This window comes from Orbaceae bacterium lpD04, assembly GCA_036251935.1.
Classification (GTDB): domain Bacteria; phylum Pseudomonadota; class Gammaproteobacteria; order Enterobacterales; family Orbaceae; genus Orbus; species Orbus wheelerorum.
The window spans coordinates 2,039,552-2,055,387 of sequence record CP133967.1; the positions used below are offsets into that span (position 1 = coordinate 2,039,552).

Consider the following 15,836-nt stretch of genomic DNA (forward strand, 5'->3'; position numbering starts at 1 on the left):
GTCCCCTACGCATTATATAAAAAATATACTTACCTACCTCTAGCAAGATTTATAATAGCTTGAAATTAACCATAATGCCTTTTAATAAACTGCATCATTAACATATCAAGCCCAAAACAAATAATAAAATAAACCATAATCACAAATAAAAATATTTCGGTTGGATAAATCATACTACGGTTATTAACTTGAGCGGCTAAAAAAGTAAATTCAGCCACACCAACAATGTATGCCAATGAACTATCTTTAATTAAAGATACCCATTGATTAATAAACGATGGCATCATCATCTTAATTGCTTGCGGTAAAATAATATAAAAAATTGTTTGTCTATTATTTAATCCGAGCGAATAAGCGGCTTGCCATTGGTCAGTCGATATTGCAATCATACCGGCATAAACTGCGTAGGCAATATATGCACCACCAATCAAGGCTAGTGCCATAATTACAGTGGTAATTGCTGGTACATCAACATTAAATAGTACAGGTAATAAAAAATATGCCCAAAATATTAACATAATAACGGGGATCGCTCTTAAAAAGCCAAGTGCGCAAACTAATATAGCGCGAGTCCAACCTTTTAACACCGTTAACCCAATCCCTGCAACCACGCCGAGTACTGTCGATAATAAAATAGCAGCAAGGCTTATTAATAGCGTCAACATAATGCCTGTTACCGGCCCATTAGGGTAATTGCCCCAAGCCAAATAATCTAAATTTTGCCAAATAATGGTAAGCCCTTTAAAAATATGACTAAAATCCATTATCTTGCTCCTTTGATCAGAATTTTATGATAATAAAAATTACCGATCATACCAACAACAATGACTGCAATAATATAGAGCAGCGTTGCTAAAGCAAAATCTTGAAAGGTTTTTAATGTTTCGGTTTCAATTTGCCGCGAAACATAAGAAAGCTCAAGCACACCAATTGCCATGGTGAGGGATGAATTTTTAATAATATTCATGTATTGCCCAACTAAAGGCGGAAAAGCGATGCGCAATGCTTGTGGTAAAATAATTAAGCACAATCCTTGCCAACGGCTTAATCCTAATGCAAGTGATGCGTCAAGCTGGCCTCGTTTAACACCTAAGATCCCCGCCCAAAATTCTTGTGCAATAAAAGCTGAGGAATAAAAAGTTAAAGCAATTAAGCCCATAATAAATTCAAATGAAGGCATTTTAAGAACCCAAAAACCAAGCTCCAACTGTGGTTCATCAAATAGCCATAATTTAATATCTAATGGTAGAATATTACCGACGCCAAAATACCAAAAAAATAACTGTGGCAATAACGGTGAGTTACGAAAAAGCGCAATATAGCTATTAACTAATACTCGTATAATTAGCGTTCGGCTTTGCCCAACAATCGCTAGCAAAAAACCAATAAGAGTTGATAAGATGATTGCCAGTAACGATATATATATCGTTACCATAAACCCATCCCATAACCACCATAAATAACGTGGTGCAAGTAGCTGGTCTGATAATTGTTGTAAAACCATCAAAGTGCCCTAAATAAAATTGCCGCATAGTGCGGATCTAGCTAACAAATAATAATCATTGACGCATGTTACTCTAATGCACCATCACCAATTTTAAAATCGCCTCTTGGCATAGCAGATGTCGTTAGTTGGCCAAACCAGCGGTTATAAATAGTAACGGCTTCACCATTTTGTTCTAGCTTAAATAATGCCGCATCGACTTTTTCTTTTAAGCGAGTTTCACCTTTGGCAATGCCAACAGCTTGATACTCTTTGGTGATACTAAAGGGCGATATTTCAAACTCCTCACGCTGCTTAGCGGGCACATTAGCAAGTAAACCAATTAACTTAGCATCATCTTGCGTTATTGCCTGTACCACGCCGCTTCGCAGTGCACTAAAGGCAAAGGGAGTATCATCATATGAAATCACTCTGGCGGTTGGATATTGCTCACGTAATGTGATTTCCATCACAGTGCCTTTATCAGCGCCAATACGTAATTTTTTCAGATCATCAGGCGTCTTTAATAGCCCTTTTTTAGCGATAAATTTTTGCCCTGTAGCAAAATAAGGCACGCTAAAATCAACCGCTTTACCTCGTTCTTTTGTTACCGTAAAATTAGCAACAATTAAATCTGCCTTTTGTGAATTTAGTAATGGAATACGGTTAGCGGGGTTAGTTGGAATTAATTTCACATCAACATTTAATGCCTTACCTATGGCATTTGCATAATCTACATCTAAGCCAACAATTTGCCGAGTTGCTTCATCAATATAACCAAAAGGGGGATTACTATCAAATACCGCAATTTTAATCTCGCCGCTTTTTTCAATATCATCTAAGCGATCAGCATAAGCTGTATTTACCATCACTAATGAGGCAATAAATAGAAATAACGGGGTTATCTTTTTTAATTTGGATATCATTTTTACTCTCCACTTGTAAGACAATTTAAGTCTATCAATAGTTAATAGAAGTGGTTAATAATATAAATGAACATGCTTATAACGGTTTGTTATATAGAAATAGCAATTAAAAATAGGCTCGAAGTGATATCGATTAATAATTAAATTTTTATAATAAAAAAGGGCGCTAATGCGCCCAAAATTAGAGATGGATTAAATTTCAGTAGTAATAAATTGAATCCCCCCTACATATACACTAGTTCTATATTTGGCACTATTAAAAGCCACAAGTCCAACAAATTGTTGATTCGCCGGTATAGTGTAAGTATCCGTTGTTATTGGTGCTTTACACCCCTTTGCCGCACCAAAATTCATTGGTGTACGATTATCACTATAATGAAAGACTAGTTGTCCAATTACTCTTACACCATTAAAAGTACACGCTGTAATATCAATTGAAGTCACTAAATCAGTGTTTGTCACCTCTCCAGCGCCCCCACCAGTACCACCACTATTACCTATGGAGTCAACAATATTCCCTGTACTCCCTTTGAAGGAATAATTAGGTGGCTGGATTAAGGACTGTATTCCTGTTGGGTTTGTCGTATAATCTCCATATTTAGGACTAAAATTCAGTATTGAAACAATTAACTTAGCTGCGGCACTAGTTGATCCCTTAACGCCATTAAGCACAATATCATCGGCTGAAATAATAGTTTGCCCAGCTTTAACCCCTGTTACGGTAGCACCCGAGCCAGCGCCGACAATGGTTGCAGCACTTGTATTTGACGATGACCATGTGGCCGTTACATTATTGACAGACACCGTCGCATAAGTATCCGATTCAACTGCAGTCAAAGAATACTGGTATATCATCTGCTCACCTATTTTTTTGTCTTGAACATTTAGCGCAAAATTATAAGTGTAGACCAGTAATGGAAGCGTTGTGGTATAAGCAATGCCATTATTAAACGAAAGCACAATATTATAGTTATTCGCCGTTAAGCTAGTCACTGTCGCCGTATACGTTCCTTTCGTTGCCGTTTCCGTCAACTTACCAATATTTAATCCTGCTTGATCTGGCGTTAAGACAATATTATTTGCCATCCCGGTGACAATTTTACCTTTATCATCAACCAGTTTAAGCGTTAATGTTGAAAGCCCACCCGTCGAGCCTGATGCGTTGTCGTTATTGAGAATGCGACTGGCACTTAATACGGCTGTCGTATCACTACCCATAGATGGAACGAATGTGATATCCGTTGCTAACTCAACGGAATTTAACTGACCGGTTACCTTAGCGCTGCCAACGGTATTTGAGGTCATTTTAATCACAATTTGCCCCTCACTGTCTGTCACAAATCCAGCTGCAGAGCTATAAGCCGCGCCATTAACCTGCGTTACGGTCACTCCCGATGGAATGGTGATAGCGACCTTTTGATTTGCAATAGCATTGTTATTTGCATCAAATACATTGACCTCAACAGTATTACTATCCAGGCCATTTGCACCGGCATTATTTTGGGTGGTTGCCAGTGTAAACGTTATCGAGTTAATATTTGGAATAAATTTCACCGTTTTAACTTGATTACTGGTAATATTTTGGTCATTGGTTATTGACGCCGTCACATCAGACAGTCCCGCTGTGGTACTGGTTAATGTCACAATCACTTCACCATTCGTATCTGTTTTAGCCACATTACCAACGTTCACGGTGCCATTGTATATTTTAGCGGTTAAAGTAACTAACTCGCCCGGCAACGGATTATCATTTTCATCGGTGATTTTAACTTTAACACTGTTAGTTGCTTGTCCATCGGCAATGGCATTGTCAGTTTCAACCGTTAAGTTACCAACGACAATGCGCCTTGTCGCGGTATCACCGACAAAATCGACGGTCGCCGTTGGGCTCGAATCAAATAACGTTGCGGTGACCGTTGTCGGGCCCGCTTTAGTATTTTTAAGCGTTGTTGTCGCCGCGCCATTTTCATCGGTTGTTACCGTGATGGTGGTGCCATCATTTGAGAACGTCGGATTGTTATCCTCTGTATTTTCAACCGTAAAGGTCACCTGTTGGTTTGCAACCCCTTTCCCTTTTGAATCCGTCACTTTCGCGTAAACACTATTTAGTGCTTTATTGTTCGCAGCGGCGCTATTGCTTCCTGGCATAAAATCTTTATCCAGAATTTGAGCAATAAACATCACCGTCACATCTTCGCTAGACTCTTGTGCCGCGCTATTTGTCAATGAGGCCGTCACCTTACTTGCCCCCGTTGTGTTACTCGTTAACGTAATGAGTACTTCACCATCAGCGTTTGTTTCAGCAATCTTACCCACGCTTGCGCCATTATTGGCAGTTGATACCACCGTTAAACCAGGGACATTATTATTGTTGGCATCAATAACTTTAACTCTGACACTATTTGTTTTTTCACCGCCAATGAGTGCCCGGTCATCTTCAACCGTCACATTGCCCGCCACAATTTTAGCCGTTTTAACATCCGCAATAAATTGCACGCCAATCTCTTTAGGCTCCGCGTTACCAACGGTTGCCGTAACCGTCACCAACACCGCTTTTTTGCTGTTTAGCGGCAGAACAATCATTCCCTCTGCATTGGTTGTCGCTGTCGATGAGATCGCGGCGTCATTGTTGGCCGTAAACGTGACGACTTGATTTGGTAAAATATTACCGTATTTATCCGTCACTTTAACTTGCACCGTTGTCTCACCTTCACCACCCGCAACCTTGGTACCATTTGCCGTAAACCCGGTTATTTTCGCCGTATTAGTATCAGCAATAAACGTCACATTGCCGTTTTTATGGCTCATCTCACCTTTCGCATTGGCAATTGAGGCAACAATATCAACCTCTTCAGCAACGGTATCGGTTAAGTAAATAATTACGTTACCATCAGCATCTGTTACGCCAAATTCAGGCACTTTGACATTATCACCACTTGCGGTGAAGTTGATTTTTTTACCGGCTAATGGGTTACCCATCGCATCGGTCACACTCGCTGAAACAATATTAATATGTACACCGTCAGCAACGACTCCCGCTGGTGTCATCACCTCAAGGCTATTTATTATCGGGTTATCACTATCTGCCACAAACTTAACGCTGCCATTTTTACGGCTTACTTCACCTTTTGCATTGGTGATTGAGGCTTCAACGTCGCTCTCTTCCGCGACGGTATCGGTTAAGTAAATTGTCACGTTACCGTTAATATCCGTTTTGCCAAAATCAACCACGTTAGCACTGCCACTCGCCGTGAACGTCACTTGTTGACCCGATAATGCATTGCCGTTTGCATCGGTTACATTAACTAGCACGCTATTCATTTGTTGGCCATTGGCAAGCACGCCGTCTACCGTTATCACCTCAAGACGGTTTAATGTCGCCGTGTTACTATCGGCAATAAAGGTGATAGTTGTCGACGCGTCAGCTGAGCTTAGGCGACTCGTTATCGCATACGTATTGGCGGTGTGAGATATCAAGGTGAGCACAACTTTCCCCTCACTGTCAGACACAAACCCAGTTGCAGCGCTATAAGCCGCGCCATTAACCGTGCTAATGGTCACACCTGCGGGAACCGTAATCTCGACGTTTTCATTGGCAAATGGATTGTTGTTGGCATCAACAACATTCACTTCAACAACATTCGTCTCCGAGCCATTTGCACTCGCATTATTCCCCGTTGTTGAAATCGTCAAATGTTTGGTGCTAGTGTTTGCAACAAATTTAACCGTTTTAACTTGGTTACTGGTGATGTTCTGATCATTGGTTATCGACGCCGTCACATCAGACAGTCCCGCCGTAGTACTGGTTAATGTCACAACCACTTCACCATTTGCATCTGTTTTAGCAATGTTGCCAACGTTCACGGTGCCATTGTATATTTCAGCCGTTAAATTGACTAACTCGCCCGGTAACGGATTATCGTTTTCATCAGTAATTTTAACTTTAACACTGTTAGTTGCTTGTCCATCGGCAATGGCATTGTTAGTTTCAACCGTTAAGTTACCCACAACAATGCGCCTTGTCGCGGTATCACCAACAAAATCAACCACGGTTGTTGGGCTCGAATCAAATAGCGCTGCGGTGACCGTTGTCGGGCCCGCTTTGGTATTTTTAAGGGTGGTGGTCGCCGCACCATTTTCATCGGTAGTCACCGTTATCGTCGTGTCATTATTTGAGAATGTCGGATGATTACTCTCTGTATTTTCAACCGTAAAGGTCACTTTTTGGTTTGCAACGCCTTTCCCTTTCGAATCCGTCACTTTCGCATAAACACTGTTTAGTGCAACATTGTTAGCGGCGGCGCTATTGCTTCCTGGCATAAAATCTTTATCCAGAATTTGAGCAATAAACATCACCTTAACGGCTGGATACGCCTCTTGCTGAGCACCCTCTTTTATTGAGGCAATCACGTTACTTTCACCGGTGGTATTACTCGTTAACGTCACAAGCACTTCACCATCAGCGTTTGTTTCCGCAATCTTACCAACAATTGCCCCATTATCGGCAGTCAATACCACCGTTAAGCCTGGGACATTATTACTGTTAGCATCAATAACTTTTACTTTAACGCTATTTGTTTTTTCACCGCCAATTAGCGCCCGGTCATCTTCAACCGTCACATTACCTGCCACAATTTTAGCGGTTTTAACATCCGCAATAAATTGCACGCCAATCTCTTTAGGCTCGGCTTTACCAGTGGTTGCCGTAACCGTCACCAACACCGCTTTTTTGCTGTTTAGTGGGAGGTCAATCAGCCCCTCAGCATTGGTTGTCGCTGTCGATAAAATCGTTGCCTCATTGTTCGCGGTAAACGTGACATTTTGATTCGGTAAAATATTACCGTATGAATCCGTCACTTTGACTTGCACTGTTGTCTCGCCATCACGGCCTGCGACTTTGCTTCCGTTATCTTTAAAGATAACAATTTGCGCCATGTCACTGTTCCCAATAATATTAATATTGGTGCTTCCTTGACTATTACCAAGGTTTGCCGTTACCTCTTTGCTCCCCGTCGTGTTATCAGTAATTACCACGTCAACCAGACCATTTTCATCCGTTTTACCGGTTTGAGTGGTCGTATTACCTAAGTCATCGGTGGTCGTAAATGTCACATCTTTACCAATGACAGGATTACCATTTTTATCGGTCACTTTGACTTTAATGGTTTTATCAACGCCCGCTATCGCATCACCGACAACGCCGTTATCACCAAACTCAAAATTAACATTGCTATCATCGGCAATAAAGTTCACTTTTGTCGTCGCTTTATTGGCATTTACCGCGGCGGTAATGGTTGTTAGGCTCGCTTTCGGATTAACCAAAATAACGTTCACTTTACCGTCTTTATCGGTGATCCCCGTCAACGTCCCTGAAGCTGCGCTCGATGACGTTGCTTTAAACGTTGCGCTCGCTTTATCCGTTGTAAAGGTCACTTCTTGGTTCGCTATAATGTTACCATTTGCATCAGTTACAAGGGCCGTTACAATCACCTCACGGCCAGCAATGTGCTCAGCGCCACCTTCAACAGTTAAGTTACCATCAAGAATTTGCGCAGAGGCAATATCAGCGATAAATTGAACCTCAATTGTCGAAGGTTCATTTTCGCCAAGTTTTGCTTGAACAGTAACGTTAATTGCTTTTTTGCTGTTTAGCGGAACGTTAATCAGTCCCTGAACATTAGTTGTACCCGTAGATGCAATCGTTGCGTCATTATCGGCTACCAAACTAACGTTTTGGTTAGCGATAACATTGCCGTATTTATCGGTCACTTGGACGATAACTGTTGTTGCGTCAACTTGGCCCGCTACCTTGCTACCCGCTGAACTAATTGCATTGATTTTAGCTGAGCTGATATCAGCGACAACATTAACATCAACGCCGCCAACAACTTTACCGCCGTCTTTTGCCGTTACGGTTGTTTTACCGGCGGTATTATTATTGATGACAACTTCAATCTCACCGTTTTCATTGGTTTTACCCGTTGGCGTGATAGTTGCGCCATTATCAGCGACAAAGTCGACGTCTTTGCCAATAATTGGATTACCATTAGCATCGGTCACTTTAACGGTTACCGTTTTATCGCTGCCCGCTACTGCGTCATCGCCAACATCAAATTCATATTTTGCCGTAGAATCATCAGCAATAAAGTTCACTTTTGTCGTCGCTTTATTGCCATTTACCGCAGCGGTAATGGTTGTTAGGACCGCTTTAGGGTTAACTAAAATAACGTTCACTTTACCGTCTTTATCGGTGATCCCCGTCAACGTCCCTGAGGCTGTGCCCGATGACGTTGCTTTAAACGTTGCACTCGCTCTATCCGTTGTAAAGGTCACTTCTTGGTTAGCTATAATGTTACCATTTGCATCAGTCACAAGGGCTGTTACGAGCACCTCGCGGCCAGCAATGTGCTCAGCGCCACCTTCAACAGTTAAGTTACCATCAAGTATTGTCGCACCAACATTATCGGCAATAAATTGAACCTCAATTGACGATGGTTCATTTTCGCCAAGTTTTGCTTGAACGGTAACATTAATTGCTTTTTTGCTATTTAACGGAACTTCAATCAGTCCCTTATCATTAGTTGTACCCGTAGATGCAATCGTTGCGTCATTATTGGCCACAAAGCTAACGTTTTGGTTAATCAAAATATTGCCGTATTTATCGGTCACTTGGACGATAACTGTAGTCGCATCAGCTCGGCCAGCTACCTTGCTACCCGCTGAACTAATCGAATTGATTTTAGCTGAGCTGATATCAGCAACAACATTAACATCCACGCCACCAACGACTTTACCACCGTCTTGTGCCGTTACGGTTGTTTTACCAGCAGTATTATTATTAATGACAACTTCAATCTCGCCATTTTCATTGGTTTTACCCGTTGGCGTGATAGTTGCGCCATTATCAGCAACAAATTCGACATCTTTGCCAATAATTGGATTACCATTTGCATCGGTCACTTTAACGGTTACCGTTTTATCGCTACCTGCTACTGCGTCATCGCCAACATCAAATTCATATTTTGCCGTAGAATCATCAGCAATGAAGTTAACTTTGTCCTCTTTAACGCTTAGCTGACCCTTAGCATTGGTTAATGAAGCTTTAAGATCACTCTCGCCTGATTTGATACTGCTTAAAGCAATAGTCACTTGACCTTTATCATCGGTTTCTGCAAAGTCTGCGATGTTCACATTGTTACTTGCCGTGAATGTAATTTTTTGACCTTTTAATACATTATTATTGGCATCTTTTACCGTAACAATAACACTAATTAGATCTTTACCATCTGCGACAGCCTCTTTTTTAGCGGCTTCCATCGTCACGATTTGTGCTGTTGTCTTATCTCCCGAAAAATAAACTAAGGTACTGCCGTCTCTATCACCCACTTTAGCGGTAATAGTTGTGTTACCGACCGTATTATTACTAATGATAACTTCAACCATGCCATTTTCATCGGTTTTCCCTGTTGGCGTGATAGTTGTACCATTATCGGCTGTAAATGAGACATCTTTACCGATAATTGGATTACCATTTGCATCAGTCACTTTAACTTTAACAGTTGAATCGTTACCTGCAATAGGCTCTCCTATCACATCAAATTCAAATTGAGCGCTAGTTTCATCGGCAATAAAGTTAACTTTATCTTCTTTAACGCTTTGCTGACCTTTAGCATTGGTTAATGACGCTTTAATATCACTCACGCCCGCTTTAATGCTGGTTAAGGTGATAGTCACTTGACCGTTATCATCGGTTTCACCAAACTCAGCCACATTGGCATTGTTACTTGCCGTGAATGTAACTTTTTGGCCGTTTAACACGTTATTATTGGCATCTTTTACCGTGACGATAACACTAATGGTGTCTTTACCGTTTGCAACCGCCTCTTTTATCGCGGTTTCCATTGTGGTAATTTGCGCAGTGGTTTTATCGGCAACCACTTTAACATCTGTGCTACCTTTGTTATCACCGAGTTCAGCTGTAATCGTTGAGTTACCTGCAGTGTTATCACTGATCACAACTTCAACTTCACCCTTATCATTGGTTTTACCCGTTGAGGTTACCGTTTCACCCGCTTCATTTTTCGTCGTAATAGTGACATCTTTGCCAATGACAGGATTACCATTAGCATCTTTAACAATCACTTTAACCGGGGTATCGGTGCCTGCTACTGCATCATCGACAACGCCGTTGTTACCAAATTCAAATTTTACGTTACTATCATCGGCAACAAAGCTAATTTGGTCTTCTTTAGCGCTTTGCTGACCTTTAGCATTGGTTAATGACGATTTAATATCACTCACGCCCGCTTTAATGCTGGTTAAGGTGATAGTCACTTGACCGTTATCATCGGTTTCACCAAACTCAGCCACATTGGCATTGTTACTTGCCGTGAATGTAATTTTTTGGCCGTTTAACACGTTATTATTGGCATCTTTTACCGTGACAATCACACTAATGGTGTCTTTACCGTTTGCAACCGCCTCTTTTATCGCCGTTTCCATTGCGGTAATTTGCGCGGTGGTTTTATCGGCAACCACTTTAACATCCGTGCGGCCTTTGCTCTCACCGAGTTCAGCGGTAATAGTTGAACTGCCCGCGGTGTTATCTTTGATGATAACCTCAACTTCACCCTTATCATTGGTTTTACCCGTTGAGGTAACCGTCTCGCCCGCCTCATTTTTCGTTGTAAATGTAATATCTTTATCAATGACCGGATTGCCATTAGCATCTTTAACAATCACTTTAACCGGGGTATCGGTGCCGGCTACCGCATCATCGACAACGCCGTTGTTACCAAATTCAAATTTTACGTTACTATCATCGGCAACAAAGCTAACTTGATCTTCTTTAGCGCTTTGCTGACCTTTAGCATTGGTTAATGAGGCTTTAATATCACTCACGCCCGCTTTAATGCTGGTTAAGGTGATAGTCACTTGACCGTTATCATCGGTTTCACCAAACTCTGCGACGTTGGCATTGTTACTTGCCGTGAACGCAATTTTTTGGCCGTTTAACACGTTATTATTGGCATCAGTTACCGTGACAATCACACTAATGGTGTCTTTACCATTAGCAACCGCCTCTTTTATCGCCGTTTCCATCGTGGTAATTTGCGCAGTGGTTTTATCGGCAACCACTTTAACATCAGCGCTGCCTTTGCTATTGCCTAGTTCTGCCGTAATAGTTGAACTGCCTGCGGTGTTATCTTTGATGATAACTTCAACTTCACCCTTATCATTGGTTTTACCCGTTGAGGTAACTGTTTCACCCGCTTCATTTTTCGTTGTAAATGTAATATCTTTATCAATGACCGGATTGCCATTAACATCTTTGACAATTACTTTAACCGGGGTATCGGTGCCCGCTACCGCATCATCAACAACGCCGTTGTTACCAAATTCAAATTTTACGTTGCTATCATCGGCTACAAAACTAACTTGATCTTCTTTAGCGCTTTGCTGACCTTTAGCATTGGTTAATGAGGCTTTAATATCACTCACACCGGCTTTAATACTGCTTAAGGTGATGGTCACTTGGCCTTTATCGTCAGTATCGCCAAAGCCTGCAACACTTGCATTGTTACTTGCCGTGAAGGCAATTTTTTGACCTTTTAATACGTTGTTATTAGCATCAGTTACCGTGACAATCACACTAATGGTATCTTTAGCGTTTGCAACCGCTTCTTTTATCGCCGTTTCCATCGTGGCTATTTGCGCGGTCGACTCATCAGGTGCAAAATCAACCACAACATTGCCTTCTATATCACCTACTTTAGCGGTAACGTTTGTGTTACCGGCAGTATTATTACTGATGATAACTTCAACCATACCGTTTTCATCAGTTTTACCCGTTGGTGTAATCGTTGCGCCATTATCAGCGGTAAATGACACATCTTTACCGATAATTGGATTACCATTTTTATCCGTCACTTTAACTTTAACAGTGGTATCAGCGCCCGCAACAGGATCACCTATCACATCAAATTCAAATTGTGCGCTAGTATCATCAGCAACAAATTTAATATTATCTTTTATACTGCTAGGCTCACTTTGTGCATTAACAATAACGGCTTCAATTGCACTATCTCCAGCTTTGGTGTGGGTTAAATTAATCGTTACTTTACCCTCAGCATCCGTTTCACCAAATTCTGCAACATTAACGTCATTACTCGCTGTGAAGGTGATTTTTTGGCCTTTTAATACGTTATTGTATTTATCCGTTACTGTAACAATAGCCGTTATTACGTCCTCACCATTAGCGACTGCTTCTTTTTTTACGACATCCATCGCGTTTATTTTAGCGGAGCGACTGTCTGGCACTACCGTAATTTCAGTGCTGCCTTTGCTATTCCCCAGTTCAGCTGTGATAGTTGAACTGCCCGCGGTGTTATCTTTGATGATAACCTCAACTTCACCCTTATCATTGGTTTTACCCGTTGAGGTAACCGTCTCGCCGGCCTCATTTTTCGTTGTAAACGTGATATCTTTATCAATCACCGGATTGCCATTAGCATCTTTAACAATCACTTTAACCGGGGTATCAGTGCCCGCTACCGCATCATCAACAACGCCATTATCACCAAATTCAAATTGGACATTACTATCATCAGCAACAAAGCTTACTGCCGTATCTGAAGAGATATTAACGGCCGTTACCGTGGCAGTTACGGTAATTTCCGTCGCTTTTTTACTATTTAATGCAATTTCAATCACACCGTCATCATTCGTTTTTCCAACAAATGTCGTCGATTCATTTTCGCCAAAGGTTGCCTCATTATTTGCCGTAAAAGCAATCTCTCGATTCGATATAATATTATCGTTTTTATCGGTGACGATAGCTTTAACAAACGTCTCGCTATTACGACCCGCTAGATAACTCCCCCTGCTTTCAAAGCTAATTTGGGCACTGGTAATATCGGCAATAAAATCAACGCCGGTTAATATTTCTTGTAAACCAACTTTAACCGAGATGTTTGTTCTGCCCGCCGTTTTATTACTGACAATAACTTCAACCATACCATTTTCATCAGTTCGACCTGTTGGCGTGATTGTGGCGCCATTATCCGCCGTAAATGTCACATCTTGATTGGGTACGGGGTTACCATTTTGATCGGTCACTTTTACTTTGATTTTCGTTACACTATCACTACCAACTAACGCCCCACCACCAATGACGGTTACATCACCCGTATTAATTTGGGCCGTGCTTTCATCGGCGATAAATGAAATTTTCTCATTACTTGACTCCCGATCATTAATTATGGCATTTAATGTAAATTCACCCGATTTGATACTGGTTATAGGGAAAGTGATTGCCCCATTACTATCAGTCATACGACTTAGGCTTGATACGCTATTGCCATCAAGCTTAATGCCGTCTACAACGGCGCCTTGGCTGTCAACAAGGGTAAAATTAACCGCAACATCGGCGAGTAAGTCGCCAGTATTGCTGTCTTTCACCACCACCGTAACCAGTCCTTGCGCCTCGCCATCACCAACAACATTGGTATTAGGTGAAATGGTAAACGTTGAAAACACTTCATTTATCGGTTTTGGTGAGACCAAAATATTGGTGGTTGCAATATTTGAGCGATTACCATTTACATCCACTGCGACCGCCGTAATATCATAACTATTGCCCGCTAATGTCGAGACATAGTCATAAAACGGCATCAGGATTGTGGCCGAATAAGGATAAGATGAGCTCGGAATTATCGTGCCGCCTTTCGCCGTTAATGCAGGCGATGACCATTCAATTCGATCGATTTTATATTTATTCTTAGTGATCGTCGGTATTAATATTTCCGGTTTAGTGGCAATGATTGATAATGTTTTCGGTAATGCAATCCTTAATAGAACTTGCTTCTTATATTGCATGACGATGGCATTGTTTCTATCAACAAAATCATAACGAGAGCCTTGTAGTGTTCTCATTTCAGCCACAAATTTTTCATTTAATTGTTGAGCTAAAGGAACACCCATGCGGTAATTGAGTTCAAATATCCCTTTGGTTTCCGTCACATCGCCCATTGTTTGATTTACTTTAAACGAAAACAAGGGAACCGGCGTATAAGATAAGCCAACGGTATAAGCCTCCGGATCATCTTTTAGATTACTCAGTGAACTTGAGCCTTTAAGGTTAACATTTTCACCAAAATATTTTTCATACAAAAGATTGCCGCCAAGGTTAGGGTAACTGGGTAAATAGCCTTCTGCTCGGATGTCAAAACCATTTGCTGGACGCTCATCATAATCGTTAAATTCATCGAGTTTTGACTGGCGCCAGTCGGTTAAACGAAAATAACCATTGGTGGATAATTTGAGATAGTTGGCGCCAAGTTCAAAACCGGCACCAAGTCTTGCATTATTATTTTTTAAATCTCGGTCATAAAAGCTGTTGACGCCCCACATCCAATTATCAAGATAATTACGATAACCTAATCCTAGGTTTAGGGTGCTTTTATTCTCATCTTCACGGCTAATTCTCGATTGCGAGAAGAATAAATTATTTTTGTTTTCAAACCATGGGATCAGGAGTTCAGCGCTATAATTGCCATTAGAATTAATTTGAATACGGCTATTACCATACTGATTTAACCAAGTTTGCATTTCATTGCTTAAGTAGCCATAAGCTGAATTCTCAAGCCAGTCTTTAGTCGCATCACTGGTATTATCACTTGAGATAAGTGTACCGGTTTGTGATAGCCCTGCGGCGATGGAGCTCTCGGCCGAATCAGTCGATCCGTCTGATGAACTACTTAGTTCCGGTAAGTTATTTTTAATATTTGATAAGCGTTGCTTATTTTTAATATCTTCAGAATTTAAATTAATCGCTGAAGCTACCGAATTAGCACTAACAAATAATGGCAACAAAATTTGCATTACTAATACAAGTTTTACTATTAGACCCATTTTACCCACACCCATTGCTCACTCACATGCGTTAAAAATGGTGCACTATATGATTGTTTTATGTACTATGGCAAGTAAAGCAGCACTTTTTTTCACAAACTTAACACTTTAAAGCGCACTTAACGCTTAAAAAAAATAAAATAAAGACTATGTTTAATTTTAATCCGATTTTTATTTAAATTAAAAATATTACAAACAATTTAATTACGATCTTAATCATGATAAATAAAAATTATTAGATGTGAAAAGATAATAACAACCCAATATTTGCCAGCAACATGAAATATGATAACGGTAAGTGTATTGAATTTAATTATTAGCAGTTGGTTAAGTAATCATAGTTATATCGCATCATTATATTTGCCTTACTATTAGACAAATAAATCCACTTACAATATTACTAAGCGTGTAGTATGACGATCACTTAACGTTAATCCCAAAGGGTATAACTGATCTTGATGATATGATCACTTGTTAACTTTCGACCTGTTAACATGCCTTTTTAATCAAAAAAA

General features: G+C 40.7%; 4 protein-coding genes. All 4 read right to left on the minus strand.

Going from position 1 to position 15,836, the window contains the following annotated elements; translation table 11 throughout:
• Window positions 1-65 precede the first annotated feature (65 nt).
• Window positions 66-764: an amino acid ABC transporter permease gene (locus tag RHO14_09185; protein WVD70526.1), complete on the minus strand. Its 699-nt coding sequence runs from the start codon at window positions 762-764 to the stop codon at window positions 66-68.
• Window positions 764-1,504: an amino acid ABC transporter permease gene (locus RHO14_09190; GenBank protein WVD70527.1), complete on the minus strand. Its 741-nt coding sequence runs from the start codon at window positions 1,502-1,504 to the stop codon at window positions 764-766. The genes RHO14_09185 and RHO14_09190 overlap by 1 nt, the downstream gene beginning before the upstream one ends.
• 68 nt (window positions 1,505-1,572) lie before the next feature.
• Window positions 1,573-2,409 carry an ABC transporter substrate-binding protein gene (locus RHO14_09195; protein ID WVD70528.1) on the minus strand — a complete coding sequence of 279 codons (837 nt, stop codon included), beginning with the start codon at window positions 2,407-2,409 and terminating at the stop codon, window positions 1,573-1,575.
• Window positions 2,410-2,601: 192 nt separating this feature from the next.
• Window positions 2,602-15,321 (minus strand): Ig-like domain-containing protein, encoded by a 12,720-nt coding sequence (locus RHO14_09200; GenBank protein WVD70529.1) that lies wholly within the window; start codon window positions 15,319-15,321, stop codon window positions 2,602-2,604.
• Window positions 15,322-15,836 lie beyond the last annotated feature (515 nt).

What these genes read in the sequence shown, in the direction of transcription:
- RHO14_09200 (WVD70529.1), bottom strand. Translation starts at nt 15,321, where the DNA reads ATGGGTCTAATAGTAAAACTTGTATTAGTAATGCAAATTTTGTTGCCA.
- RHO14_09195 (WVD70528.1), bottom strand. Translation starts at nt 2,409, where the DNA reads ATGATATCCAAATTAAAAAAGATAACCCCGTTATTTCTATTTATTGCC.
- RHO14_09185 (WVD70526.1), bottom strand. Translation starts at nt 764, where the DNA reads ATGGATTTTAGTCATATTTTTAAAGGGCTTACCATTATTTGGCAAAAT.
- RHO14_09190 (WVD70527.1), bottom strand. Translation starts at nt 1,504, where the DNA reads ATGGTTTTACAACAATTATCAGACCAGCTACTTGCACCACGTTATTTA.